Here is an 18,079-nt window from a genome sequence, read left to right as displayed (position 1 = left end):
GATTTAAAGGGGCATTAATAGCTTTTTTAGGGGCTATTTCACGACTTTTTCGCGGCTTTTTAATTATTCCTCATTGCCTTCAGTGAGCGGTCCTTGAAGAAATTTAGGCCATTTCTTATCAGGATCGAGCTTGATATATGCTTCGCCGGTAACGCCCGTTTTAATATATTTTTGATAGCGCTCTAAAAGATCATCATCGATCTTCGCTTTTACGCGATACATCAATTTTTGACGTTCATTTTGGGTTTCGACTGTTTTTGGTGTAAATTGCGCTTCAGGCGAGACAAAGGTTACGCGAGCAGGGATAGGGGAATCGGGAGCGACATCAAGAAGAATTCGTACTTCCGTACCATCTTTCTCTCCTTCAATTAATTGCCCGGTATACTCTGTTGGCACAAAGAAGGTCATATAGACTTTAGAGAGATCGAGAAGATTGAGGACTTTGCCACCAGCGCCTAAAACTTCTGAAGGTTCTGCTATACGATATTGGATGCGACCACTAACAGGCGCGACAAGATTGCTCTCTTCAATATCGGATTCAACACGTTTAACCGTTGCTTCTGCTGCAGAAACCTGAGATTCTGCGGCAACAAACTGTGCTTTTGCGGCATCGATCGCAGCTTGCGCAGCTAATACTTGCGATTCTGCTGTTGCAATCTCAGATTTTAAGACACGAGTGTAAGCTTCTTGGTCATCGAGATCTTGCTCCGTTGCTGCGCCTCGTTTCACTAGAGTCTGAATACGGGCTAATTTACGTTCTGCGGCATAGAGTTTGCTCTCTGCTGCGGAAACAGCTGCTTTTGCCGCAACTTTATCACTCTCTCTCGATTTGATAATCGCTTCAGCTGAATTTGCTTGATGTCTTGCTTGTTCAAGATATGCTTTAGCCTCTGAAAGTTGCGCTTCAAGCGAGCCGAGTTGCATCACCGCTAAAAGATCGCCAGCATCAACATAGTCTCCCTCATCCACTAAAATATGGTCAACACGACCGGGAAACTTGGTCGCAATATCGAGCGGCGTAACTTCAATTCGGCCATTACTCTTGATAAATCCCGCCATCTCATCACGATTTAAGAACATATTGGCAATCACGATAAGGGCGAGGATGACAACGCCACCGATAATATATTTTTTTCGATTATTTTTTTGCATTAGAACAAACCTCAGATCTATCTAAATTATAAGAATGTGAAGCAAGGAGGAGCCCTCAATAAGCTCCTCTTCTATTATCTCTATCTCTAAATTTTAACACCCATTTTACCTTAACGGGAAAATAAAAGAGAGCCTAGAAGAATAAGGGTTGTTCAGCGAGAAGAGAGAAAACGCATAACCTGCTTATTTATAAGATTTATTCATAATATTAAGCGTAACTATTTTGTATGTAGAAATATAATTTTAAAATTTAAGGGTTATGTCGTAGTTATTTTTCTATTTTCCTCTCTTAATAAGCGCTTGATTAGATCTTGAGTTTGCTATTTTCGTCTGAAAAGTTATAAACGACATTGATAAACATCTGTAACCCATAGATAAAGGAATCCTCATCGAGCCCAAATTGAGGATGGTGATGAGGGTAGATATAATCTTTTTCTTGATTGCCGGCACCAATAAAGGCAAAAGTAGTGGGAAGAATGTCTGAATAAGCGCTAAAATCTTCACCACAAAGGTAGGGCGGATCGGCAATCACCTTAGCTTCCCCAATCATCTCGGCAATCTTTTTAACAACTTCCGTCTTATCTGCATCATTTTTTGTAATACCATAACCGATGGTGTAATCAATTTCATAAGAGGCATCAAAATCGGCACAGCTTGAGGTAATAATTCGTTCAATCTGCTGCTTAAAGAGAGCTCGCGTTTCTGGCGTTGTTGAGCGAACACTCCCACCGATCTCTGCATATTCGGGAATCACATTGAGTCCTAGGGGATTGCCGGCACGAATATAGGTATTGCTAATCACACCTGCTTCTAAAGGGGCTAATTGCCGGGAGACAATACTCTGTAATCGGCAGACAATTTGAGAGGCAATTAAGACGGGATCGATACAGTTTTGAGGCTCTGAGGAATGTCCTCCTTTGCCGATAATTTTTGCTTTATAGATATCGGTATTTGCTGTAACTGCGCCTATTTTAAGATCGATAACGCCGGTAGGAAGCATCGACCAGAGATGATGTCCATACATAAAATCGAGCTCATCTAAAACACCTAATGCCACTATTTCTCTAGCACCGCCGGGAAGAAGTTCTTCAGCATGTTGGAAGACAGCCCAAACTTCTCCTGTTAACTCCTCAAAATGATCATTAAAGTAGTGGCAAGCAGCCATTAAGATTGCGGTGTGAGCATCATGACCACACGCATGCATTTTGCCGGGATTTTTAGAGATAAAATCACAATCGATTCGCTCTTCATGAATCGGCAGGGCATCAATATCAGCTCTCAGACCAATTTTAGGACCAGGCTTCCCACTTCTAAATTTAACTAAAAGAGATGTTTTAGTCAGAGGTAGGATCTCCGCATGTTGGAGCTTGGACATCTCCTTAGCAATAAATTGACTTGTTTCAAACTCTTCAAATGAGAGTTCAGGATATTGATGGAGATGGCGACGATAGGCGATCAGCTTTGCCTCATAAGGCTTTAATGCTTCTTGAGTGATAAGTTTCATAATAGTGAACATTTCCCTTGGTAATTGCTATTTCCACATCTATCTCTATAGATGCTTTTATGGATATTTTTATGGATGCTTTTATAGCTTTTTTATAGATAACTTGATACATCTTATCGTGCCGTCATCATCAATACCAAATAATTTCCATTGCCCCCATTACCTCATTACCTCATTGCAAGAGGGGATTCTTCAGAAGGGGAGGGAAGAGATCAATTGTGAATAAAAAAACGGTGCAATATCACGATTAGATATGCACCGTTTCTATCAGTATTTACAGTACTTTCAGTATGTAAAAGCCTTTTTTATCTATAATAACTTCTCTTTGATAAAGGTCATTGCAACTTCAATTGCTTTTTTGATGTGTGCTGGCTCACTACCACCACCTGTTGCAGAATCGGGACGACCGCCCCCTTTACCACCAACCTCTTGTGCTGCCGCATTGAGAAGCTCACCTGCTTTGATACGGTCTGTTAATGTTTTGGCGACACCACTGACTAATGCAACGCGCCCATCAACTTCAGAGAGCAGAAGCGTGATTCCCGCTGTCTCTGCTTGTAAGTTATCACAAAGCTCTCTCAGTGAGCGGTTATCAGCGCCTTTAATATCGGCAACTATAACCTTGATACCATCGATTTCGATAGCGCTATTGAGGATCTCATTACGACTTGCAAAGACCAGTTTTGATTGCAACGCAGCAATCTCTTTACGAAGTGATTTAGCTTCATCAAGCGCTTGATCAACACGGCTCTCAATGTGTGCATGATCTGTCTTCAAAGTTGATGCTAAGTGATGTAATGTTGCGCTCTGCTGAAGCATAATCTCAACTGCTGTTCCACCGGTCACTGCTTCAATACGGCGAACACCAGCAGCAATGCCGGTCTCTTGCGTAACTTTAAAGAGGCCAATATCACCTGTTGCAGAGACATGTGTTCCCCCACAAAGTTCGATAGAATCTCCCATCTCAACTACGCGTACAACATCGCCATACTTCTCGCCAAAGAGCGCCATAGCGCCTCTCTCTTTTGCAGCATCGATCGGCATCTCATTAATCTCAATTAATGAATTCTCACGAATCGCTCCATTCACGAGACGCTCAATATTTTGTAACTCTTCAAATGTCACAGGCTTATTGTGAGAGAAGTCAAAGCGAAGACGATCATCAGTCACAAGTGAACCTTTTTGTTCGATATGATCCCCTAAAACTGTTTGAAGTGCATGATGAAGAAGATGTGTTGCTGAGTGATTCTTCTTGATCAGATCACGACGAGTATGATCAACTTTTGCAGAAGCGACCGATTCTGCCTTAATCTCGCCCGATTTAACAACGCCTATATGGAGGAAGATATCTTGCTGTTTCTTTGTATCTTTCACCAAGAATTCAAATCCATCGCCGATAATAGTGCCGGTATCACCTACTTGTCCACCTGCTTCTGCATAGAAAGGGGTCTCTGTCAAAATAAGAATCGCTTCCATTCCTTCTGCAACAGCGGGAACACTTTCGCCATCGACTAAAATTGTCGCTATATTACTCTCTAATTGATGACTATGGTAACCATGGAAGATTGTCTCTTCACTATCTTGCAGATCAAGAAGACGCTCTGCACCAAAATTACTTGCTGCGCGAGCACGCTCTCTTTGCGCTTCCATACAGCGTTCAAAACCTTCCATATCGAGGGTAAGATTCTGCTCTCTTGCAATATCATTGGTGAGATCTACCGGGAAACCATAAGTATCATAGAGCTTAAAGATAGTCTCTCCCTGAATCACATCTCCCTTAAGCTCGGCAATATCTGCTTCAAGAAGTTTAAGGCCATGCTCTAAAGTGGTAGAGAAACGTTTCTCTTCATCCTTAATCGTATCGATAATAAATTGTTGTTTCTCTCTTAATTGTGGGTAAGCATCTCCCATCTCCGCTACTAATGTGGGAACGAGTTTATAGAAGAAGAGCTCTTTCTGTCCCAATTTATAGCCGTGACGAATCGCGCGACGAATAATACGGCGAAGCACATAACCACGCCCTTCATTGGAAGGGAGAATACCATCTGCGATTAAGAAAGCGACAGAACGGATATGATCACTTAATACTTTTAAGGAGCTGCTCTCAAGATCTTTTGTGCCGACTGCTTCTGCTGAGGCTTTAATCAGTTTTACAAAGAGATCGATCTCATAATTGCTATGTACATTTTGTAAAATTGCGGCAATTCGTTCTAAGCCCATTCCGGTATCGATGGAGGGGTTAGGTAGGGGATGAAGTTCACCGCTCTCATCACGATTAAATTGCATAAAGACGAGATTCCAGATCTCGATAAAACGGTCGCCATCTTCTTCAGCTGATCCTGGAGGACCTCCCCAGATATGATCACCATGGTCATAGAAAATTTCAGAGCAGGGACCACAAGGACCTGTATCACCCATCTGCCAGAAGTTGTCAGAAGAACCATCCTCTTTGTCGCCGATACGAATGATCTTTTCCGCCGGGACTCCAATCACTTCATTCCAGATCTTAAAAGCCTCATCATCGGTATGGTAGATGGTGACTAATAACTTCTCTTCCGGTAATTGATAGACTTTTGTCAAAAGCTCCCATGCATATTTAATAGCATCAAGCTTGAAGTAATCACCAAAACTAAAGTTTCCGAGCATCTCAAAAAAGGTGTGATGGCGAGCTGTAAAGCCGACATTTTCAAGGTCATTATGTTTACCACCGGCACGGACACATTTTTGTGAGGTCGTTGCTCGTTGATAAGGGCGTTTTTCTAACCCTAAAAAACAATCTTTAAATTGATTCATTCCCGCATTAGTAAAGAGAAGAGTAGGGTCATTAGCGGGAAGAAGTGAACTCGATGCAACTTCTTGGTGCCCTTTACTGACAAAGAAGTCGATAAATTTACGGCGAATTTCATTAGTCTTCATGGATTGGTTTACTTTATTTAAATAATTTAACTAGTTGGTTGATGGGGTGATTAATATATTAATATCGAATATTTCGAATATTGATGATATTGAACTCTTTTTACTCTGAGTCTATTTTGAGTTTCATCACCCAAAATATCTAAAAATATATCCTATCAATTTTATACGGCTAACGCACTAATTGGAAATGAATTGCGCTCAATTGTTTTCTATTGTTCTCTATTGAGTTCTATTGACACCTATTGAGCTCTATTGATTTTAATAACACTGTTAATAACAGTAGGAACTAGACAAAAATGTTAGCCACAAATTAATGGTAAATGGCAATCAACCACTTACTCTTTTTGTATAAAAATGCCGGCTCTTTTATGCCGGCATCTGATTCTATACTTCTAACTCTGTGCTTCTGCTTTGATACGTCTAGCGCTATATATCTAGCTCTATATTACTCTCTAAAGAGCCAAGGCGCTTGTTCCGCTCTCTTTTTCTCATAAGCACGAATCTCATCTTGATGCTCTAGGGTAAGGCTAATATCATCAAGTCCATTGACTAAGCAGTGCTTCCGGAAAGGATCGATCTCAAAATGGAAAGGTCCAGCAAGGATCTCTTCTCCCGATTTTGCCGTGACACTCTGGTTAGGGAGGTCGATTGCAATCTCAAGCGCTTCCACGTTATCTGTAAGTTGAAAGAGTTTTTCGACCTCTTCCGATGTGAGGCGGATGGGAAGAAAGCCATTTTTAAAACAGTTATTAAAGAAGATATCGGAATAACTTGTGCTGATTACAGCGCGAAAACCGTAGTCTGTTAAAGCCCAAACCGCATGCTCTCGAGAGGAGCCACAGCCAAAGTTATCACGAGCGAGAAGGATTGTTGCTGCCTCATATTGTGGCTTATTAAGGGGAAACTCCATATTGAGAGGGCGTTGACTATTATCCATTCCCGGCGCACCACGATCAAGATAACGCCATTCATCAAAGAGGTTGGGGCCAAATCCCGTTTTATAGATGCTCGTTAAAAATTGTTTGGGGATAATCGCATCGGTATCCACATTTGCACGATCAAGAGGAACAACAATTCCAGTATGGGTTACAAAAGGTTGCATATATTTGACTCCTCAATCTTAATTAAATTCACGAACATCAACGAAATGGCCGGCAATCGCTGCCGCGGCTGCCATTGCGGGGCTCACTAGATGGGTGCGGCCATTATTACCTTGACGCCCCTCAAAGTTACGGTTGGAGGTAGAAGCACAATGTTCATATGGCTCTAGTCGATCTGGGTTCATCGCAAGACACATTGAGCATCCCGGTTCACGCCACTCAAAACCTGCCTCAATAAAGATTTTATCTAAACCTTCAGCCTCTGCTTCTGCTTTGACTAAGCCAGAACCTGGAACCACCATAGCTAACTTAACATTATCAGCCTTCTTTTTACCCTTAACAATTCGTGCTGCATCGCGAATATCTTCAATTCTTGAGTTGGTGCAAGAGCCGATAAAGACCTTATCGATCTTAATCTCTTTAGGGGATTGATTCGGTTTTAAGCCCATGTAATTGAGCGCTTTCTCTATGCTCTCTTTTTGTACAGAGGAGCTTGCCTTTTCAGGATCTGGAATTAACTCATTAATACCGATCACCATCTCCGGGCTTGTTCCCCAGCTCACTTGTGGTTCAATTTTTGCAGCATCGATAGTAATCACCTTATCAAAATGGGCATCTTCATCACTATGAAGCGTCTGCCAATATTGAACGGCTTTCTCCCAATCGGCTCCTTTCGGCGCAAAGGGGCGATCTTTAACATATTCAATAGTTGTCTCATCAACGCCTACTAAACCGACACGAGCACCCGCTTCAATCGCCATATTACAGATCGTCATACGACCTTCCATAGAGAGATTGCGAATCGCTTCCCCGGAGAACTCAATTGCATAGCCGGTACCGCCAGCTGTACCGATCTTTCCGATAATGGCAAGAATAAGATCTTTAGCCGTCACATTAGGTTGTAACTCTCCGACAACCTCGATCTTCATTGTTTTTGATTTTTTCTGCACTAAGCAGCTTGTCGCCATGACATGCTCAACTTCACTAGTACCAATACCAAAGGCAATTGCGCCAAAGGCACCATGGGTTGCAGTATGTGAGTCCCCACAAACAATCGTCATTCCTGGAAGTGTTGCTCCCTGTTCAGGGCCGGCAACATGGACAATTCCTCGACGAATATCGCCGATGGGAAAGTAGGCAAGGTTATGCTCAGTTGCATTCTTATGAAGTGTATCGACCTGAAGACGCGCAATGGGATCAGTAATATTATCGATATCACTTGTTGTCGGTGTATTGTGATCAGCCATTGCGACAATTGAATTTTTGCGCCACAGCTTTCGACCTGCTTTCTCTAGCCCTTCAAATGCCTGAGCACTCGTTACCTCATGAATAATATGACGATCAATATAGAGAAGCGCCGTACCATCTTCTTCTGTTCGTACGACATGATCATCCCAAATTTTTTCGTAAAGTGTCTTTGCTGTCATCTATTTCTATCCACTATCTGCTTTAGTAAGTCATTCGCCAATCTGATTTAAATCTTACTTAAATCTTATTTTTATGGAAATTGGCCCTTTATTTATCTGTTCACTGATTATTAATCATCAGTATCTAGTCATCAATATTTAACCATCAATATATAACTATCAATATTTAATCACTACTATTTAATGATCGGTCCGATTTTAAGGTCGGAATGATGATTAGCTCTACATTGTTAACTCTGCACTGTTAACGCTAACATTGTCTCCACTACTTTTGCGCAATGGTCTTGCTCATTGACCCTCATATAATATCGATCCAATGGTATCGCAATACTATTGATTATGCGTTATAAACGGGCAATGAAATAATCGATCTATTTCAACGCTCTTTTGTGAAGAGTAGAAAAAGAGTCACTAGGGTATAGCATACTCTTTTAAATCGATATCGATTCCTTGTGGGAGGGGATTATAAAAAATGATCACTTTCGATCTACCGCTACAATAGCAGTAATACATTTAGATGATATTATCAAATAAATTGTGAGAGGATGGTAGAATAGTTGCCACTTTTAATGGCTGTTTTTAATCGTCATTAGATTAGTGCTATTAGATTAGAGAAACATTTTAAGAACAGAAATATAAGCGGATAGATATCGAAGCGTCCGAGTAGTAGATTCGTCGTTACTATTAGGAGATATTGATTGAGAAGAGGATTTGATGGGTATGGCATCAGAAAATAATAGAAGAGAAGAGAAGCAGACTGAACAGGAGAAACAGGTTTGGGTCGTTAAGATCGGCAGCGCGATGATTACTAATGATGGGCAGGGCGTCGATCCTGAAAGGATTCACCATTGGTGTTCGCAGATTAGTAAGCTTCAAGCGGAAGGGATCGATGTTGTGGTGGTCTCTTCGGGTGCCGTTGCCGAAGGTATGAAGCTTCTTCAGTGGGAGGAGCGTCCCCAGTTTCTAAATGAGTTACAAGCTGCGGCCTCGGTCGGTCAATCTTCCTTAGTTAATGCTTGGATGAAAGGATTTAATGCTTTTGATCTCAATGTTGGGCAGATCCTTTTAACCCATGAGGATGCATCTGATCGTAAACGTTATCTCAATATTAAAAATACGATCCATACATTGATCGATTATAAAGCGATTCCCATTATTAATGAGAATGATACAGTCTCCTTTTCAGAGATTAAGTTTGGGGATAATGATACGCTCGGAGCCCTTGTTGCAAGCCTTATTGAGGCAGATGTCTATATTATTCTCACCGATCAAGAGGGCGTTTATGAGAGCGATCCTAGAAAGAACCCTGATGCTAAGATGATTGAAGAAGCAGATGCGCATGATGAGCGTTTATTGAGCATGGTAACGAGTGAAGGTGGTCGATTTGGTACCGGCGGCATGTATACCAAAATTATGGCTTCCCATATTGCGGCAACATCTGGAACAACCACCTATATTGTCAAAGGGGATCGAGAAAATGCCTTGCTTGGAATTGCAAGAGGAGAACGAATCGGGACAAAATTAAATGCCGATGGAACTCGTTTGACAGCTAAAAAACGGTGGATGCTTGGACAGAAACAGATCAAAGGACGAATTGTGATCGATGATGGTGCCGTTAAGGCGCTTTTGGAAGATGGTAAAAGTCTTCTACCGATTGGAGTCCTCTCTGTTGAAGGAGCTTTTGATCGAGGGGATATTATTCTCTGTCTTGATCAGCAAGGAGAAGAGGTAGGGCGAGGATTGACCAACTATCACGCAATGGAGGTGGAGTCGATTCTCCGAACACCATCTCATGAGATCGTTAATAAGCTGGGATATATCATCACCGATGAATTAATTCATCGAAATAACTGGGTTGAAACACAATAATTTACAACCATATTGATAGATAACAATTAAATTTTAAGAGAAATTCGGGTATTATAGAGGGCTTGTAAATTTAACAATACCTTATCGTTAAGCCGATAGTCTTGATACAACAATTCGTACAACATTTATTCCTATTTGTACAATCGTATTCGTACAAAACTACGTACAAAATTTACGTACAAAATTACATATAACTTTTGATTTGGTTAAAGGTCTCAGATGATTAATAAATTGATCCGAAAAATATTTGGTACACGTAATGATCGCCTCATTAAAGAAGCGAGAGGTTATGTGGCGAAGGTTAACGCATTAGAAGAGCAGATGCGTGCAATGTCGGAAGAGGAGTTAAAGGGGCAGACCACTCTCTTTAAGGAGCGTTTAGCAAAGGGAGAGACTCTAGATGATCTTTTACCAGAGGCTTTTGCCACAATGCGAGAAGCTTCGAGTCGAGTGATGGGAATGCGTCATTACGATGTGCAGCTTATTGGTGGTTATATGTTGCATCAAGGCCGTATTGCAGAGATGCGTACCGGGGAAGGTAAAACGTTAGTTGCAACATTGGCGGTCTACCTCAATGCATTAGCCGGCAAAGGGGTACATGTTGTAACGGTGAATGATTATCTTGCTCGCCGAGATGCGGAGTGGATGGGAAAGGTCTATAACTATTTAGGACTCTCTGTAGGCGTTGTAGTCTCTAATCAGAGTCTTGAAGAGAAGAAGGCGGCTTATCAAGCAGATATTACCTATGCAACTAATAATGAGTTAGGGTTTGATTATCTACGCGATAATATGGTCTATGACATGAGTCAAAAGGTGCAAAGACCCCTCTCTTTTGCGGTGATCGATGAGGTTGACTCAATATTAATTGATGAAGCGAGAACACCGCTTATTATCTCAGGGCCGGTTGAAGGGGGAGCAGATCTCTATCATGCTGTTAATAAATTAATTCCTCATCTTCAAAAGCCAACGGAAGAGGGGCCTGTTGATTTTGAGATTAATGAGAAAGATAAACAGGTTAACTTAACAGAAGAAGGGCATCAGCATCTTGAATCACTTCTTGTTGAGGCTGGTCTCTTAAAAGAGGGAGATAGCCTCTACGATAGTAATAACCTTAAGCTCTATCATCATGTCGATAACTGTCTGCGTGCGCACTATATTTTCCAACGTGATGTTGACTATATTGTACAAAAAGGGGAGATCGTCATTGTTGATGAGCATACCGGTCGAACTTTGGCAGGACGCCGTTGGTCTGATGGTTTGCATCAAGCAATCGAAGTGAAAGAGGGTGTTGAGGTTAAACCTGAAAATCAGACATTAGCCTCTATCACTTTCCAAAACTATTTCCGTATCTATGAAAAACTTGCGGGTATGACCGGTACTGCCGATACGGAAGCACCAGAATTTTTAGAGATCTACGGACTTGAAGTTGTTGTAATTCCAACGCATAAGCCGGTTCAGAGAAAGGATTACGGTGATCTAATCTACCTCACACAGAAAGAGAAATATGAAGCGATTATTAAAGATATTCTCGACTGTTATGAGCGTAAACAGCCCGTATTAGTGGGGACAGCTTCAGTTGAAGTTTCTGAATTGATCTCCGATCTTCTTAAAAAACAGAATATCCCGCATGAAGTACTCAATGCAAAGCAGCATGAGAGAGAAGCATATGTGGTTGGTAGAGCAGGTATCCCCGGCGCAATTACAATTGCAACCAATATGGCAGGTCGTGGGACCGATATTGTTTTGGGGGGAAATGTTAAGTTAGAGGAGCAGCTCTTCTTAGAATCTAATCCTAATGCAACAGAGAAAGATCTTGAAGAACTCAGAGCTCGTGCGAAAGAGCGTCAAGAGCAGGTATTAGCATTAGGCGGCTTACATATTATCGGGACAGAGCGTCATGAGTCTCGTCGAATCGATAATCAGCTTCGTGGTCGTGCCGGACGACAGGGAGATGTCGGATCTTCTCGCTTCTACCTCTCACTTGATGACCATTTAATGCGTATCTTTATGAATCCTAAGATGCGTAATTTGATGGCGAGTTTAGGAATGGGGAATGGTGAAGCGTTAGAGCATCGCATGATTACCCGTTCTATTGAAAATGCACAACGTAAGGTTGAAGGTCATAACTTCGATATCCGTAAAAATCTTTTACAATATGATGATATCGCTAATGATCAACGTAAGATCATCTACCAACAGCGTGATGATATTCTTCGTGCAGATGATATCACTAATGCAATTAATATGATGCGTGAGCAGGTCTTTGGTGATCTGGTCGAGAAATATATCCCCCCTCAAAGTTATGCCGAGCAGTGGGATCTTGTCGGATTGATGGATGTCCTTAAAAATGAGTTTAGAATTGAGATCGATTTTGAGAAGGCGTTAAAAGAGAATCCGAATTTAACAGAAGAGGAGATCTATAACGAGATTATCGCCGAGAGTGAGCGCCAATATGCCGAGAAGAAACAACAGGCGAATGCAGATGTTGACCCTTCTCAATTTAGACGTTTTGAAAAATCTGTTTTACTTGAAGTGCTCGATAGTCAATGGAAAGAACATTTGGCAGCGATGGATTACTTACGACAAGGGATCCAACTTCGTGCTTATGGTCAACGACGCCCTGAGCAGGAGTATAAGCGTGAATCCTTCATTCTTTTTGAAGCGATGTTAGATCAAATTCACTATAAAACAATCCGTTTCTTAAGTAATATTGTCATTCGTGTAGAGACGCCGGAAGAGCTCTCAGAGGCACTATCAGCGCCAGAAAATGCAGAGAAGAAGGTGATTGAAGGTTCTGTAACTAATGCTGCTGATGTAGAGCGTTTAATCGATGAGATTGGCAATATTAAAGAAGAAAATATTGCTGAAACTGAAGCGGCAATTAAAGCTGATATCGATTCTGGCGCTTTTGCTCAGGTAGGCCGAAATGAGCCATGCCCATGTGGATCGGGTAAGCGTTATAAAGATTGTCATGGTAAGATCTCTTAAATTGAGAGATTGCCAATAGCATGATAAAAGAAGACCTTGCAATTTAAACTGCAAGGTCTTTTTTATTATCTAAATAGATTTAAATGGCTCTAAATACAAGACTGCTTTAAATCATAAATCATAAATCATAAATCATAAATCACATTAAAGCGCTTTAATATGTGTGGTAAGCTGCGCTCTAGCGTTATCGACAGTTAAAGGCTCTTTAAAGAAATCTGGATTCATCACTTCAATTTTGCTGTAAGGAATTTTATGCATCTTAAAGAGATGCTCAAGGCGATCTGTTGTCAATGCATAAGTTTTGTAGTCCTGCAGATAATCTTTCATCGCTTCATCGTAGATCGATGGATGTGCAACATAGAGAGCAACTTCATCGAGCTTCCAGTAGAGAATATGGCCACTTCCTAACTGGTTGAGTTTTTCTGTTTGATCAAAAATTACCGCCTGCATGATCTCCCAAAGCTCTTCTAATCCGATCTGAATCAACTGAGAAGCAAAGAGTCCATTGAGATCTGCGAGCGTCACAATAGACATATTGAGGATATCTTGCTCAAAAGCATTCTGAAAATCGCTAACAATCTTGCCATTGAGGTGTGCTTTTGTAATGAGCTCACGCTCCATTTTCTCAATAAAATCTGCCGCCTCCGGCGTCTCCGGCATCACTACGGTAAAGGGAAGAACTTCTAAAACATCGGCAAATTCACTCAATTCTTTATTGAAGTGAAAGACTTCAAATTGCTCTTCAGCCGTGCCGATACCGATAATAGAAGGCTTAAAGTTTTTCTCTCTAAAGTGAATTTTGGAGAGCTCAAAGAGCTGTGTATAGATAGGGAATCCAGGTCTTATGATTTGATGGAGATGGTAGATTGAACCAACACCGATAAGACCGAAGTTTTGAATTTCCGGGAAATGGCTTGCAATATTTTGCCCAATACTTTGAAGAAGTTCAGTTGCAGCCTCTTTATCAAGATAGAGCGCTTCATCTTCAGTTTTTGAAGTATGTTGAATGACGACCGCAAGATCAATTGTACGAAGTCTGTTATCCATAATATCCTTGCTTGTATCCTTGCTGATATATAAAGGGTGATTAAAAGGTTAATATCTCATTGTACGACCGACTAAGGGGGAAAAGCAAAGGATCCGCTCAATAAAGAGGAGTTTGTACTTAAGATCTTTCAGCTAGGAGCTTTCAAGCGAAGAGGGAGCGGGGCATCGATAAGATTGATGATCAAGGCTTATCAAATAAGATTATAAATGCACCATATTAAATGAACTCTATTAAATGGACTCTATTAAATGCGTTATATCTATACACTCTATATTTAGATATATTGTGTATAGTGGATCTTACTGTGATAATTTTACGATGCTGTAGTAGAGAAAAATAGAGAATAGAGAATAGAGAATAGTAGAGAGATGCCAAGATTGTAATCGGTCAATGGAGTAGTGGGCTAATAGTGCTTTAGTATAAATAGGAGAATGCCTTCAATGCTTTTTTATTGAGGAATGATTTTTATCTAACCTCACATCTAACTTTTCATTGAGTTAGGTAGGCACCTTCACTAAAGAGTTAGACCCTTTAATCTCCATTGATCTCTATTACTCTCTATTAATCTATTAAATCTCCATTAATCTCGAGATTCGTTGTACTATTTCATTGTACTAATTTGTACTAATATTAGATTGTTGGTGATTGATTGTATCACTATCGACATTTCGCCTGATCACTCGATGCAATCACTCTTCTAAGATGGAAATAACAAAATAATTACTATGAAAAAATATCGAAAATACCTTATCGGTGCGCTTCTGATTCTTCTTGCTCTCTCTGCTTATCTCTATTTTGCACCAGAAAAACGAGTTGCCTATCTCACAACAGCTGTTGAGCGAGGGGATCTAGAGGTGAGTATTTTAGCTTATGGCAAAATGGAAGCATCTGATCAGATTGATGTGGGAGCGCAAGTCTCAGGACAGATCAAAAAGATGTATGTGAAATTAGGCGATCAGGTAGCTCGAGGCGATCTCTTAGTTGAGATTGATGACCTTCCACAACAAAATGCAGTCAAAGATAGTGAAGCTCGCTTAAAAAATATGATCGCTTCCAAAGCGGCTAAAGAGGCACAACTTCTCAATGCTCGAATCAATTTGGAGAGACAACAGAAATTGATCCGAAATGGTGCTACAACTCAAAATGAACTTGATCAGGCAGAGGCTACTTTAAAGGTTTTAGATGCGGAAGTTGATGCTCTCATTGCACAGATAGCGCAGGCGCAAATAGCCCTTGATACTGCTGAGCTTAATCTCGATTACACAAAGATCACTTCACCTATTGATGGAATGGTTGTCGCGACCGTTGTTAAAGAGGGACAGACAGTTAACTCGACCCAGACTGCACCGACGATCGTTAAAGTTGCAGATCTTTCGACAATGACCATAAAAGCGCAAATCTCCGAGGCGGATGTGACAAAACTTCATCCTGGAATGAAAGCTTACTTTACTATTTTAGGGGAGCCTAACCAGCGTTATGAGGCGATTTTACGTCAGATTGAGCCGGCAACAGAATCTTTTCAGACAACCATTGGTAATGTTGTCACCAATTTTAATGAAGCGGTCTACTATAATGGTCTGTTCGATGTAGAAAATCTTAACAATCTCTTCTATATCGGTATGTCGACGCAAGTGCATATTATTTTGGAAGAGAAAGAGAATGTTTTGATGATCCCTATGGCGGCCCTTCGCTTTAAGCCATCAACAATGCCGGCGGTAACAGCTCCAAAGGGGGAACGAGTTGTCTGGGTCCTAGAAGATGAAGAGAGTGGTAAGATCGTGCCACGGACGATTAAAACAGGGCTCTCTAATAGTATCTCTGTGGAGGTCATCTCAGGGCTTCAAGAGGGAGATCGTGTTATCACAGCAGAATCTACCGGCTATAATAATGCCGGCAGCATGGGAATGATGGGAAGAAGACGGTAATGAATAGGGATGATTTAGGGCAATCTTCAAAAGGATCTTTAGAACCACTCATTCAATTGAGGGACCTTCGTCGCTCATTTCAATCGGGGGATCTCTCTGTTGAGGTTTTAAAAGGGATCACACTCTCAATTGAAGAGGGTGAGTTTATCGCGATTATGGGTGCTTCAGGTTCAGGAAAATCGACCCTAATGAATATTATAGGGGGATTAGATTATCTCTCTGCCGGGAGTTATTATTTTAAAGGGAGAGATATAGCGCACTATAGTGATGATGAGCTTGCTGAGCTTCGAAGGGAGCATTTCGGCTTTATCTTTCAGCGTTACCACCTTCTTAATAGTTTAACTGCTAAAGGAAATGTTGAGATGCCGGCGATCTATTCGGGAATGCCGGGGTCGCTCCGCCATCAACGGGCAGAAGAGTTATTAACGCAATTAGGGCTCTCAGAGCGAGTCAATTACTATCCAACCCAACTTTCAGGTGGGCAACAACAGAGGGTCAGTATTGCGCGAGCGCTTATGAATGGGGGAGAGATCATTCTTGCAGATGAGCCGACGGGCGCATTAGATAGCGAGAGTGGTGCTGCGGTATTAGGTATCTTAAAAGATCTCAATCATGCAGGGCATACCATTATTATGGTGACGCATGATCCTGATGTCGCAAGTCATGCAGATCGTATTATCGAGATTAAAGATGGACTGATTATTGGTGATGAGCGACAAATTTCCGCCCAAAATACTGCTCAAAATAACGTAGAATCGGAGAGTGAAGCGACTCAAAAAGAGCAGAAGAGCTGGAAGCGAGCTTCGGGACTCTCCCATCTTGGCCTACGTATCAGTAATGCCTTTAATATGGCGATTCTCTCTATGTTGATGCAGAGACTTCGAACATTTTTAACGATGCTTGGGATTATTATAGGGATTGCCGCAGTTGTACTGGTGATCGCATTAGGTCGAGGATCGACAGATCAGATTATTGCAGATATTCGACAGATGGGGACTAATACATTAACAATCTATCCTGGCACCGGCTTTGGGGATCGACGCTCTCAGAGTGTGCAGTCGCTACGCCCAGCAGATGTTGAGGCACTTAAAAAACTCCCCTTTATTCATAGTGTGACCCCTGTTGTCTCAACTGTAGTTGAAGCGCGATATGGTAATCAATCGGCAATCAATACTCAGATTCAAGGGGTAGGTGCGCAATTTTTTGATGTGCAAGGTTATGAGATAACTGAAGGAATCGCATTTGATGAAGCGAGTGAACTGTCACTCGCACTTGAAGCTGTGATTGATGAAAATGGCGTGAAAACCTTTTTTAGTGAAGGGAAGAGTCCTATTGGTGAGGTCATTATTATAGGGCAATTACCTGTTCGAGTGATTGGTGTTGCCACTTCGAAATCCCAAGGAATGTTTAGTAGTGATACGATGACTATCTGGATTCCCTACTCAAGTGCAATGCATCGCCTAACCGGTGGGACATCATTTAGAAATATTACAGTCAGGGTCGATGATGATGTCAATATGGCATTAGCAGAAAATAGTATTACCGACCTATTGACTGATCTGCATGGAAAAAAGGATTTCTTTATCTATAACGCGGATGCCATTAAGGAGATGGTAGAGTCAACAACGTTAATTATGCGAATTTTAGTGACGGCAATTGCGTTAATTTCTCTACTAGTTGGTGGGATAGGAGTCATGAATATTCTTTTAGTCTCTGTTGCTGAGAGAACTAAAGAGATCGGAATGCGCATGGCGGTTGGCGCTCGTAAAAGTGATATATCTCAACAGTTTCTTATTGAATCGGTGTTAGTCTGCCTTATTGGAGGAGTAGTAGGGGTCGCTTTAGCGCTCTCTACAGGGTTTATATTAAAACAACTAGGAGGAATGATTCCATTAAGCTTTTCGTTACCCTCAATTATCTTCTCCTTTATTGCTGCATTTTTGATCGGGATCCTTTTTGGCTTCTTCCCGGCAAAAAAGGCAGCAGAGCTCGCACCTATAGAAGCATTAGAGCGTTCCTAAGCTGAATCTATCAGCAATCTGCGCAATATCTCAACAATATCTCACCTATTTATGAATGGGAGATTGAAATATTTGTCATAACTTGGCAAACTGATGCAACTTAGGTTTAATCTGTATGTTTTATTTTTT

Annotated in this window: 10 protein-coding genes; 4 read left to right on the top strand and 6 right to left on the bottom strand. The window is 41.3% G+C overall.

Going from position 1 to position 18,079, the window contains the following annotated elements:
- Positions 1-63: 63 nt before the first annotated feature.
- From AC0SAP_RS01395 to leuC, 5 genes are all read right to left on the bottom strand, one after another.
- Positions 64-1,152 carry an HlyD family secretion protein gene (locus tag AC0SAP_RS01395; RefSeq protein ID WP_286479349.1) on the bottom strand — a complete coding sequence of 363 codons (1,089 nt, stop codon included), beginning with the start codon at positions 1,150-1,152 and terminating at the stop codon, positions 64-66.
- A 304-nt stretch (positions 1,153-1,456) separates the two neighbouring features.
- Positions 1,457-2,656 carry an amidohydrolase gene (locus AC0SAP_RS01390; protein ID WP_473382522.1) on the bottom strand — a complete coding sequence of 400 codons (1,200 nt, stop codon included), beginning with the start codon at positions 2,654-2,656 and terminating at the stop codon, positions 1,457-1,459.
- A gap of 309 nt (positions 2,657-2,965) precedes the next feature.
- Entirely contained in the window at positions 2,966-5,572 is a 2,607-nt protein-coding gene (gene alaS / locus AC0SAP_RS01385) for an alanine--tRNA ligase (protein ID WP_473382520.1), read from the bottom strand.
- A 445-nt stretch (positions 5,573-6,017) separates the two neighbouring features.
- The gene (gene leuD, locus AC0SAP_RS01380) at positions 6,018-6,674 is read right to left on the bottom strand and encodes a 3-isopropylmalate dehydratase small subunit (protein WP_094568083.1); all 657 of its coding nucleotides are present in this window, start codon (positions 6,672-6,674) and stop codon (positions 6,018-6,020) included.
- An 18-nt stretch (positions 6,675-6,692) separates the two neighbouring features.
- Positions 6,693-8,099, bottom strand: a complete 1,407-nt coding sequence (leuC, locus tag AC0SAP_RS01375; RefSeq protein WP_473382518.1) for a 3-isopropylmalate dehydratase large subunit — start codon at positions 8,097-8,099, stop codon at positions 6,693-6,695.
- Between the two features lie 720 nt (positions 8,100-8,819).
- Between leuC and proB the strand changes: the two genes are divergently transcribed.
- Positions 8,820-9,968: a glutamate 5-kinase gene (gene proB, locus AC0SAP_RS01370; protein WP_286479340.1), complete on the top strand. Its 1,149-nt coding sequence runs from the start codon at positions 8,820-8,822 to the stop codon at positions 9,966-9,968.
- A 219-nt stretch (positions 9,969-10,187) separates the two neighbouring features.
- The gene (secA, locus tag AC0SAP_RS01365; RefSeq protein WP_473382516.1) at positions 10,188-12,956 is read left to right on the top strand and encodes a preprotein translocase subunit SecA; all 2,769 of its coding nucleotides are present in this window, start codon (positions 10,188-10,190) and stop codon (positions 12,954-12,956) included.
- A gap of 144 nt (positions 12,957-13,100) precedes the next feature.
- Here secA and AC0SAP_RS01360 read toward each other — a convergent pair whose 3' ends face one another.
- Positions 13,101-14,003 carry a hypothetical protein gene (locus tag AC0SAP_RS01360; RefSeq protein ID WP_473382515.1) on the bottom strand — a complete coding sequence of 301 codons (903 nt, stop codon included), beginning with the start codon at positions 14,001-14,003 and terminating at the stop codon, positions 13,101-13,103.
- A 726-nt stretch (positions 14,004-14,729) separates the two neighbouring features.
- Here AC0SAP_RS01360 and AC0SAP_RS01355 point away from each other — a divergent pair.
- Positions 14,730-15,929, top strand: coding sequence for an efflux RND transporter periplasmic adaptor subunit (locus tag AC0SAP_RS01355; protein ID WP_473382513.1), 1,200 nt, complete (start codon positions 14,730-14,732; stop codon positions 15,927-15,929).
- A complete protein-coding gene (locus AC0SAP_RS01350; RefSeq protein ID WP_473382512.1) occupies positions 15,929-17,950 on the top strand; it encodes a MacB family efflux pump subunit in 2,022 nt (673 codons plus the stop codon). The genes AC0SAP_RS01355 and AC0SAP_RS01350 overlap by 1 nt, the downstream gene beginning before the upstream one ends.
- Positions 17,951-18,079: the final 129 nt, after the last annotated feature.

This window comes from Ignatzschineria sp. PL_is040, assembly GCF_055813795.1.
This window is presented reverse-complemented; position numbering and strand designations above follow the sequence as displayed.

What these genes read in the sequence shown, in the direction of transcription:
- AC0SAP_RS01350 (WP_473382512.1), top strand. Translation starts at nt 15,929, where the DNA reads ATGAATAGGGATGATTTAGGGCAATCTTCAAAAGGATCTTTAGAACCA.
- AC0SAP_RS01395 (WP_286479349.1), bottom strand. Translation starts at nt 1,152, where the DNA reads ATGCAAAAAAATAATCGAAAAAAATATATTATCGGTGGCGTTGTCATC.
- AC0SAP_RS01390 (WP_473382522.1), bottom strand. Translation starts at nt 2,656, where the DNA reads ATGAAACTTATCACTCAAGAAGCATTAAAGCCTTATGAGGCAAAGCTG.
- leuD (WP_094568083.1), bottom strand. Translation starts at nt 6,674, where the DNA reads ATGCAACCTTTTGTAACCCATACTGGAATTGTTGTTCCTCTTGATCGT.
- secA (WP_473382516.1), top strand. Translation starts at nt 10,188, where the DNA reads ATGATTAATAAATTGATCCGAAAAATATTTGGTACACGTAATGATCGC.
- proB (WP_286479340.1), top strand. Translation starts at nt 8,820, where the DNA reads ATGGCATCAGAAAATAATAGAAGAGAAGAGAAGCAGACTGAACAGGAG.
- leuC (WP_473382518.1), bottom strand. Translation starts at nt 8,099, where the DNA reads ATGACAGCAAAGACACTTTACGAAAAAATTTGGGATGATCATGTCGTA.
- alaS (WP_473382520.1), bottom strand. Translation starts at nt 5,572, where the DNA reads ATGAAGACTAATGAAATTCGCCGTAAATTTATCGACTTCTTTGTCAGT.
- AC0SAP_RS01360 (WP_473382515.1), bottom strand. Translation starts at nt 14,003, where the DNA reads ATGGATAACAGACTTCGTACAATTGATCTTGCGGTCGTCATTCAACAT.
- AC0SAP_RS01355 (WP_473382513.1), top strand. Translation starts at nt 14,730, where the DNA reads ATGAAAAAATATCGAAAATACCTTATCGGTGCGCTTCTGATTCTTCTT.